At 65.5% G+C, this 8,856-nt stretch carries 11 protein-coding genes; 8 read left to right on the top strand and 3 right to left on the bottom strand.

What is annotated here, in order from left to right:
- Positions 1-15: 15 nt before the first annotated feature.
- Together NS355_RS14515 and pyk are read right to left on the bottom strand one after the other, a co-directional pair.
- The gene (locus NS355_RS14515; protein ID WP_058746357.1) at positions 16-537 is read right to left on the bottom strand and encodes a GNAT family N-acetyltransferase; all 522 of its coding nucleotides are present in this window, start codon (positions 535-537) and stop codon (positions 16-18) included.
- A 114-nt stretch (positions 538-651) separates the two neighbouring features.
- Positions 652-2,121, bottom strand: coding sequence for a pyruvate kinase (gene pyk, locus NS355_RS14510; RefSeq protein ID WP_058746356.1), 1,470 nt, complete (start codon positions 2,119-2,121; stop codon positions 652-654).
- A gap of 72 nt (positions 2,122-2,193) precedes the next feature.
- Here pyk and NS355_RS14505 point away from each other — a divergent pair, with 72 nt between their 5' ends.
- The 3 genes from NS355_RS14505 (at position 2,194) to NS355_RS14495 (ending at position 3,431) form a co-directional block, all read left to right on the top strand.
- Positions 2,194-2,496, top strand: coding sequence for a DUF1244 domain-containing protein (locus tag NS355_RS14505; protein WP_058746355.1), 303 nt, complete (start codon positions 2,194-2,196; stop codon positions 2,494-2,496).
- 144 nt (positions 2,497-2,640) lie between these two features.
- Positions 2,641-2,901, top strand: coding sequence for a DUF2312 domain-containing protein (locus NS355_RS14500; protein ID WP_058746354.1), 261 nt, complete (start codon positions 2,641-2,643; stop codon positions 2,899-2,901).
- Positions 2,902-2,984: 83 nt separating this feature from the next.
- Complete coding sequence (locus NS355_RS14495; protein ID WP_058746353.1) at positions 2,985-3,431, top strand: hypothetical protein; 447 nt, start codon at positions 2,985-2,987, stop codon at positions 3,429-3,431.
- 63 nt (positions 3,432-3,494) lie between these two features.
- Here NS355_RS14495 and NS355_RS14490 read toward each other — a convergent pair whose 3' ends face one another.
- The gene (locus tag NS355_RS14490; protein WP_058746352.1) at positions 3,495-4,958 is read right to left on the bottom strand and encodes an ATP-binding protein; all 1,464 of its coding nucleotides are present in this window, start codon (positions 4,956-4,958) and stop codon (positions 3,495-3,497) included.
- A gap of 69 nt (positions 4,959-5,027) precedes the next feature.
- Between NS355_RS14490 and NS355_RS14485 the strand changes: the two genes are divergently transcribed.
- The 5 genes from NS355_RS14485 to NS355_RS14465 all read left to right on the top strand — a co-directional run.
- Positions 5,028-5,567, top strand: a complete 540-nt coding sequence (locus NS355_RS14485) for a DUF1003 domain-containing protein (protein WP_058746351.1) — start codon at positions 5,028-5,030, stop codon at positions 5,565-5,567.
- Positions 5,568-5,594: 27 nt separating this feature from the next.
- Entirely contained in the window at positions 5,595-6,338 is a 744-nt protein-coding gene (locus NS355_RS14480; RefSeq protein ID WP_042484083.1) for a YebC/PmpR family DNA-binding transcriptional regulator, read from the top strand.
- A gap of 98 nt (positions 6,339-6,436) precedes the next feature.
- Positions 6,437-6,955: a crossover junction endodeoxyribonuclease RuvC gene (gene ruvC, locus NS355_RS14475; RefSeq protein WP_058746350.1), complete on the top strand. Its 519-nt coding sequence runs from the start codon at positions 6,437-6,439 to the stop codon at positions 6,953-6,955.
- Positions 6,956-7,102: 147 nt separating this feature from the next.
- Positions 7,103-8,650 carry a hypothetical protein gene (locus NS355_RS14470; RefSeq protein WP_058746349.1) on the top strand — a complete coding sequence of 516 codons (1,548 nt, stop codon included), beginning with the start codon at positions 7,103-7,105 and terminating at the stop codon, positions 8,648-8,650.
- Positions 8,647-8,856, top strand: a 210-nt coding sequence (locus tag NS355_RS14465; RefSeq protein WP_275934731.1) for an OB-fold domain-containing protein, incomplete at its 3' end; no start/stop codon positions are given. The genes NS355_RS14470 and NS355_RS14465, both read left to right, overlap by 4 nt.

The raw sequence follows: 8,856 nt of genomic DNA, 5'->3' as shown, positions 1-8,856 counted from the left end.
CCGTGCCGGGGAGGATCAGGGCTTCAGCACCATCCGCACCGATGGCACGTCGCGGCCAACGGCCATGCAGGGGCGCATGACGCGACCGGTCGCGACAAAGCCCAGCTTGGCGAGCACCCGGCCCGACGCAGGATTCTCCTCGAAATAGCCCGAGGTCAGCCCGGGGAGGCCAAGACGCTCCAACCCGAAATCGACGACGGCCCGCGTCGCTTCGGTTGCGATACCCCGGCTCCAATGCGCCGGGGCCAGCCAATAGCCCAGTTCCGCCGTCTCCTGCTCCGGCGTGAGCCCGACCGCGCCGATCAGCCGGTCCTCGTCCCCCAGCGTGATCGCCCATACCCATTCGGCAGGCACGATCCGCTCCAGAAAGAAGCGGGCGTCTTCCGGGCCATAGGGATGCGGCACGCGGGCCAGACGACACGCGACCTCCCAATGCCCGACGATGGACACGATCGCCTCGATATCGCGCTCGGCGGGACGTCGCAGCGAAAGGCGCGGAGTAGCGAGGTCGGGACGGGTATCGAGAGTAGGGATCATGATCATGCCCATGGAATATTCACGGCATCTACCGCCGATCGACCCGGTGCCGGGTACAAAAAAAAGGGCGGCCAACGCTTTCGCGCCGCCGCCCTTTTCGTATTGGACCGGCGCTTACGCCTCGCTACGGTCCCCATAATTGGCCAGTTCGTCGCCCATGATGCGGGTGACGTGCAGCACGTTGGTCGACCCCGGCGTGCGGAAGGGGACGCCCGCCATAAGCACGACCTGGTTGCCGGCCTCGGCGATGCCGTGGCGCAGCGCCATGCGCTTGGACTTGGCGACCATTTCCTCGAAGGACTCCACGTCGCGCGTGTGGACCGCGTGGGCGCCCCAAAGCAGGCCCAGGCGACGGGCCGTCTCCAGCTGCGGCGTCAGGACCAGCAGCGGCACCGAGGGACGTTCGCGCGCGATGCGGCGCGCGGTCGAGCCGCTGGTGGTGAAGCAGATGATCGCCTTGGCCGACACGGTGTCGGTGATCCGCGCGGCGGCCTCGGCCAGCGCGTCGGCGGTGGTCGGGTCGGGGGTCATCGCGGTGAAGTGGACACGGTCGCCGTGGCCGGGGTCGTTCTCCACCGACACACCGATCGCGTTCATCATCGCAACCGATTCGACCGGCCAGGCACCCGCCGCCGATTCGGCCGACAGCATGATCGCGTCGGCGCCGTCATAGATGGCGGTCGCCACGTCCGACACTTCGGCGCGGGTGGGCGAGGGGCTCTGGATCATCGATTCGAGCATCTGCGTCGCCACGACCACCGGGCGGCCCATGCGGCGCGACACCTCGACGATGCGCTTCTGGAGCGGCGGGACGGCCTGGGGCGGCAGTTCGACGCCCAGATCGCCGCGCGCGACCATCACGCCGTCGCACTGCTCGACAATCTCCTCCAGACGGTCGATTGCCTGCGGCTTCTCGATCTTGGCGAGGAGCGCGGCGCGCCCCTTGATCAGGCCGCGCGCCTCCATCAGGTCCTCGGGGCGCTGCACGAAGGACAGGGCGATCCAATCCACGCCTTGTTCGACCGCGAAGGCCAGGTCCGAACGGTCCTTCTCGGTCAGCGCGGCCATGGGCAGCACGACGTCGGGGACGTTCAACCCCTTGTTGTTCGACAGCGCGCCGCCGACCTCGACCAGCGTGGTGATCTTGTCCGCATCATGGAAGGCGACGCGCAGGACCAGCTTGCCGTCGTCGAGCAGCAGCCGCGCACCCGGTTCGATTGCGGCGAAGATTTCCTTGTGCGGCAGCTCGACACGGGTCGCGTCGCCCGGCGTCGGATCGCGGTCGAGGATGAAGGTGCTGCCGGTCTCCAGCATGACTTTTCCTTGCGCGAACTTGCCGACGCGCAGCTTCGGGCCCTGAAGATCGGCCAGGATGGTGGTCGGGCGGCCGAACCGTTCTTCCAAGCCGCGGATCGCCTGGATCAGCGGGATCTTCGACTGCTGATCGCCATGGCTCATATTGATCCGGAAGGCATCGGCGCCCGCCTGGAACAGGGTGGCGATCGTCTCGGGATCGCTGCTGGCCGGGCCGAGCGTGGCGAGGACGCGGACTTTGCGCGAACGCGGGGGGAGGGCCTTGGTCATGTTCACATCCTGCTTCTTTGCGGCCAGTGTCCTAAAGCCTAATGCGTTACGATCAACCTAGGAGCGACGAATATGAGCGATACGCTGGATGCGTTGAATGCAATCGATGACGCGGCGGCTGCGGCGGCGTTTCGTCGGCTGGTGATGCATTTGCGCCACCGTACCGATGCGCAGAATGTCGACCTGATGGGGCTGGCGGGCTTTTGCCGTAACTGCCTGTCGGACTGGGTAGGCGAGGCGGCCGGGGTGGACAAGGCGACCGCGCGCGAGGCGATCTACGGCATGCCCTATGACCAGTGGAAGGTCGAGCATCAGGCCGAGGCCAGCCCTGAGCAGCTGGCGCGTATGGCCGAGAGTGTGAAGAAGAACCGTTAACCCCCGCTTGAGCGACGGCGCGGAAGCGCCTAGACCGCCCCCGATCCCGACATCCGCGCCGGACCGACCTTGCCCATGGGCGGGGCCCGTGTCGTGGCGGCGGGTTCCTGGGAGCGGACAGGATTTCAAGAAGGTTAGAAGACCATGGCGGACGAGAATTTCGACAGCAGCGGCAATGTGACGGCCGACGAGCTGCGCCTGCTGATCGAGCGGGCCGAGCGGCTGGAAGAAGAGAAGAAGGGCATTTCGGACGACATCAAGGACGTCTTCGCCGAAGCCAAGGCGCGTGGGTATGACCCCAAGGCGATCAAGAAGATCATGCAGATCCGCAAGAAGAAGCGCGAGGAGTATCAGGAAGAGGAAGCCATCCTCGAAGTGTATATGAAGGCGCTGGGCATGATCTGATCCCGGTTTCGGGTTTCGGAGATGCGAAGGGCGGCGGGGCTGGTGGCTCCGTCGCCCTTTTTGTTTGTGGCAGACGGTGGGGCGTGGCCTTCGACTTCGCTCAGGCTGAGCGGGGGTGGTGCTTGATGACGGTTGGTCGATCGGGCATGTGTCGTTTCATCATGCCGATCTTCTCGCTCGCGTTGCTTGCCGCCGCCGTCGACAAGCCCTTTCCCGAACAGATGCCGGGTTTCATGGAAGCTTGTCTGGGTGAGGCCATTGCCGCCGGTTACGTCAGCGACACCGAGGAAAGCCACAAATACATCTGTGCTGGCGAGGCGGCAGACAAGCTATGGTTGTTTCTGGAGCGGCATAAGATCGAATCTTATGAGCAGGACACGCCGGAGGGGAAATGGCTGAGCCGCGAATTTCCGCTAGGCGGCTGTTTCAAGCGCGTTCGTATGCCGGATGGTGGGTCGCTGGTCGAAGGGCTGTCATGTACGATCTGGGTGCCGAGGCTTAAGGGTAAGTCAGCAGTTCCAAAGCCCTGATCTTTTGCGAGAATCGCCCAACCTCCGTTCAGCCTGAGCGAAGTCGAAGGCCAAGGGAAACCCTCACCCCATCTCCGCCGCCTGGGTCGTCCAGCCCAATCTCGGAATCGTGATCGACCGCTTGCCCGTCAGGTCGGTGCGGCACACGAACAGGTCGCGGCTCTCGATATAGGCGATCAGGCGCTTTACCCGCCCCAGCGAACTGGTCCCGTAGGTCTCGGCGATCTTGGTATCGGGCGGGCAGGGCAGCCCCTCGCGCGCGGCGCGCGCCACCAGCAGGAACGCGCCCAGCATATCGTCGGGCAGCATCGCGGCCAGCGCCAGCGCTTCCTGCCAGTCGGGATCGTTGACGTCGAAAATCCCTGCCCGTGCGCAGGACAGCCGCCGGGCAAAACCGTTCAGGTCGAGCGGCGGCCGGGCGAGGCCCGCCATCCGGCAGCGCACCTGGAAATCCTGGAACAGAACCGAGGCGGGGCGGAAGGTCGATTCGGGATCCTCGACGATCGCGCGCAGCACCTGTTCGTAGATCGCCTCGACTTCGCCCTCGTCCATCTCGGGCGCAGGCGGCGCGGCGGTGGTCGGCAGCGGCGGGCGGCCGAGATCGGCCATCAGTTCCTCGGCGGGCACCCGGCGGGGGCGCGGGTCGAAGGTCATCGGCAGGGTCGGCGCTTCCTCGACCGGCGCGAAGAGCAGTTCCTGCAGGTCGGGCGGCGGCGCGTCGGGCAGGGGGGTCAGCTTGGGGCTGCCCGAGCGCGCCGATGTCTCGACCGCGCCGATCTTCACCGTGATCGGCCGCCGCGAGACGGCGGGGCCGAGCGCCAGGAAGGTGCCGCGCGCCAGGTCGCGGATCGAGTCGGCCTGCCGCCGCTCCATGCCGAGCAGATCGGCCGCGCGCGCCATGTCGATGTCGAGGAAGGTGCGGCCCATCAGGAAGTTGGACGCCTCCGCCGCGACGTTCTTCGCCAGCTTGGCGAGTCGCTGGGTCGCGATCACGCCGGCCAGCCCGCGCTTGCGGCCGCGACACATCAGGTTGGTCATGGCGGACAACGAGGCGCGGCGAACCTCCTCGGTCACTTCGCCGCCGGTGGTGGGTGCGAACAGCTGGGCTTCGTCCACCACGACCAATGCGGGATACCAATGCTCGCGCGGGGCATCGAACAGCGCGTTCAGGAAGGTCGCGGCGCAGCGCATCTGCCCCTCGATCTCCAGCCCCTCCAGGCTCAGCACCACCGAGGCGCGGTGTTCACGGATACGCGATGCGAAACGCCCGACCTCGCGCTCGGCATAGTCGCTCGCCTCGATCACGACATGGCCATAGGCCTTGGACAGGGTGACGAAATCGCCTTCGGGGTCGATGACCACCTGTTGCACCTGGCCCGCCGATTTCTCCAGCAGGCGGCGCAGCAGATGCGACTTTCCCGACCCCGAATTGCCCTGCACCAGCAGGCGGGTCGCCAGCAGTTCCTCAAGATCGATCGGCACCGACGAGCCGCGCTCATCGGTTCCCATATCCACGCGTACCGTCATGACTGGCGTTTGGCCGATCAACGCCCCAAGGAGCAAGGCATTTGATTCCTTGCGAGGAGCGCATCGTCCATGGCCCTGTCGACCGCCGCCGAAATCGCCCGCCGTACGCTCGGCAAGCCCGCGCACGAACTGGACGAGGAAGAAGCCCAGGTCATCGCGGATATCGAGTCGGGCCAGCTCAGCGCGCGCGACGCCGCCGATGTCGCGGACGAGACCTCCACCTGGGGCGAGAGGCTAGCCGACCGGGTGGCGGCGGTCGGGGGAAGCTGGGGCTTCATCATCACCTTTTCGGTGATCCTGCTGGGCTGGATGCTGCTCAATTCGGACGTACTTAGCCATTTCGGCATGGCGTTCGATCCATACCCATATATCTTCCTGAACCTGATGCTCTCGACGCTGGCGGCGATCCAGGCGCCGGTCATCATGATGAGCCAGAACCGGCAATCGGCGAAGGACCGGCTGGCCGCCAGCCTCGACTATCGCACCAATTTGCGGGCCGAGATCGACATATTGCGGCTGCACCACAAGCTGGACAATGGCGTCACCGAACGGCTCGATAGCCTGGAGGCGAAGATCGACGGGTTGGCAAAGGCCCTTGGGCAGTCGTAAAGAGCCCGATCATCTCAAGAGGCACCGATGGCAGGCCACAGCAAATTCAAGAACATCATGCACCGCAAGGGCGCGCAGGATAAGAAGCGCTCGGCAGCATTTTCCAAGCTTTCCCGCGAAATCACCGTGGCGGCGAAGATGGGCACGCCCGACCCGGACATGAACCCGCGTCTGCGCGCCGCCGTCAACGCGGCCAAGGCGGCCTCGATGCCCAAGGACAATATCGCGCGTGCGATCGACAAGGCCTCGCGCGGGGACGGCGAGAATTACGAGGAGGTGCGGTACGAGGGCTTCGGCCCCGGCGGCGTCAGCCTGATCATCGAGGCACTGACCGACAATCGCAACCGCACCGCCACCAACGTGCGCACCGCGGTGTCGAAGAATGGCGGCAATCTGGGCGCGGGCGGATCGGTCAGCCATGGCTTCGACCGGATGGGCCTGATCAACTATCCCGCCAGCGCCGGTGACGCCGAAAAGGTCTTCGAGGCCGCGCTGGAAGCCGGGGCGGAGGACGTGACCTCGTCCGAGGACGGTCACGAAATCTGGACCGCGCAGGGCGATCTGCACGAAGTCGCCAAGGCGCTGGAGCCCGTGCTGGGCGAGGCCGAAGGCGCCAAGCTCGCCTGGCGCCCGCAGACCATGGTGTCGGTCGACGAAGCCGCGGCGGCGACGCTGTTCAAGCTGATCGACACGCTGGACGACGACGATGACGTCCAGACCGTCTGGGGCAATTACGAAGTCTCCGACGAAGTGATGGAAAAGCTCGGCTAAACCCCATTCCTCCCCAAGCTCCGCTTGGGGAGGGGGACCGCCGGGCAAAGCCCGGTGGTGGAGGGGCAAGCAAGTCAGAACCCTCCAGAAAGCCCGAAATGACCCCACCCCCCGCCATCATCCTCGGGCTCGACCCCGGCCTCGGCACCACCGGCTGGGGGGTGATCGCGGTGGAGGGCAACCGGCTGCGCCACGTCGCCAATGGTCAGATCAAGACCGAGCCGTCGATGCCGCTGCCGCGCCGCTTGGCGAACCTGCACGCCGCCCTCTACGACGTGATCCGCCAGCAACAGCCCGACGGTGCGGCGGTGGAAGAGGTGCTGGGCAACAGCAATGCGCAATCCACGCTGAAGCTGGGCCAGGCGCGCGGCATCGTCCTGCTGTCGGCGGCGCAGGCCGGGCTGATCGTCGGCGAATATCATCCCAGCATCGTGAAAAAGGCGACCGTCGGCACCGGCGGCGCGGACAAGAAGCAGGTCCAGGCCATGGTCGGGCATTTGCTGCCCGGCGTAAAGCTGACCGGCCCGGACGCGGCGGACGCGCTGGCGGTGGCGATCACCCATGCGCATCACTTGGCCAGCGCACGGGCGATGGAGCGGCGTAACAGCGCCATCTGACGGGGCGATGGGTCCATAACGGACTCGATATGGTCGCGCAGGGCTTACGCCCGAAGACTTTTGACGGCATCATCTACCGGCTCGCATCCTCCGGATGCCGAGCCTGTCGTGGCGTTGCGTTTGTCCTGATCGACGGGGAGCCAAGCCATGAAGCGCCGCCTATTCGTCACATCCGCCATTCTCGCCCTGTTCGCGTTGCCCGTGCCTGCCACAGCGGCGGGGCAAGCCGCGCAGGAGGAGCAAACCAAAAAACCGTTCCATTGCGGCGGTGCGGACGAGGGCGACACCACCTTGATGGATATTCCCGACGGTCGCCGACTCAGTGAGGTGATCGGAGTCCATGAATGCTGGCGGGCCAAGGTCGAGAACAAGAACTTCTATCATCTCAACGACCTGTATGGCCGCTGGGTGATCGAACTGGTCGACGATGGCGGTTATGTTCGCGACTATAAGCGAGAACGGCATAGCGCGCTCAGCCGCTTCTTTATGGGGCGGTCGCGCGGGGTGGTCATGTCGGTACGCATCCAGATGCGGGATCCGGATATCGAGTTCAACGTGCCGCTGGTCGCCATCGACTATAATGGGCGCGGCCGTCAGGGCGAGGCCTTCGTCACCACCCTGACCGGGTCGGATATGGCGCTGCCCGATGTCCGCCTGACCGCCAATTCTAGCGTCACCATCGACGCGACGGGGCGTGTTGCCGATGAAGTGGACATCCAGCCGACCGGAATCGTTTTGTCGACGCTTCGCGATACGCTGGCCGTCGCCGCGCCGGGCGGCTCGCTGCTGACCGCCATCAATCGCGAACAGGTTCAGCGCGTATCGTCGGCCTATGACGTGGCTCTTTCCCACCTGCTTTCCACGTCGATCGTCGAAACCGTGTCGGCCGGGCGGTTGATGAGCGAATGGTATCCGGGCGCGTCGATCATGGTCATCGTCTATCTGCCCGAGAAGATCCGTACCGCACGCTGGGAGGCGGCAGGCCCTCTGGAGACGCGCAGCGGCAGCAACCGTCGCATGGTGTTTCGGATCAGCATGACCTGTCCGCGCGTGTCGGTCTTCGACGTCATGAATGCCTGCCAGGGCGGACAGGAGGGCAAAGGCAAGATACCCGCCGCCGACAATATGAAGGCCTTGATCTATCGGACCGACTTCGAGGGATTTCACGGCCGCCCCGGATTCCAGAGCGAGCAGTATAAATATGCGGTCGACCGGCTGGCCGAGCGCGTCAGCCCCAGTCAGGTTCTGAATTTCCGCCTGGGTGTCGGCAAGAATGTGCGCCAGTATCTGAGCGAGCAGGACTGGTTCCTCGCGCTGTCCAAACAACTGATTCTGGTCAAGGACGGGGAGGTCAGGCAGGCCGAACAGGCGTTCGCGAGTGACAAGAACGCGCCGCCCTCCACGTCGCAGACGGACGACAAGGTGCGGGCCGCCGATCAATTCTGCGCCGCGATTTTCGATCGGCTCTATGCCGCAGGGCTGTCGCGGCTGGATTCGCAGATCGGACTCTGGGCGGTGGCCACGGGTATCGGAGACCTCGCCACCTGTCGCAGCCTGTTCCAGCAGGCGCCGGTCTGCCGCGACAACCTGCCCGGCAGCGCCTGGACCTATCTGCCCAATGCCGGTTCTTCCGTCGCGGATAGCTCGCAAGACGGGATGACGACGATGGCGAGTTCTTCTAACGAAGGGGCATGATCGCGCATCTCAAGGGACGTTTGGACTCCACCGGCATCGACCATGCGGTGATCGATGTCGGCGGCGTCGGCTATCTGGTCGGCGCTTCGGCGCGCACCTTGTCGTCCATCGGCCCGGTGGGCGAGGCGGCGATGCTGCATACCGAGATGCTGGTGTCCGAGGACTCGATCCGGCTGGTCGGGTTCGCCAGCGCGGACGAGCGCGAC

This window comes from Sphingomonas yabuuchiae, from assembly GCF_001477495.1.
GTDB lineage: Bacteria > Pseudomonadota > Alphaproteobacteria > Sphingomonadales > Sphingomonadaceae > Sphingomonas > Sphingomonas yabuuchiae_A.
The sequence above is the reverse complement of the archived record's forward strand: the minus strand, read 5'-3'. Positions and strand labels throughout refer to the sequence as shown.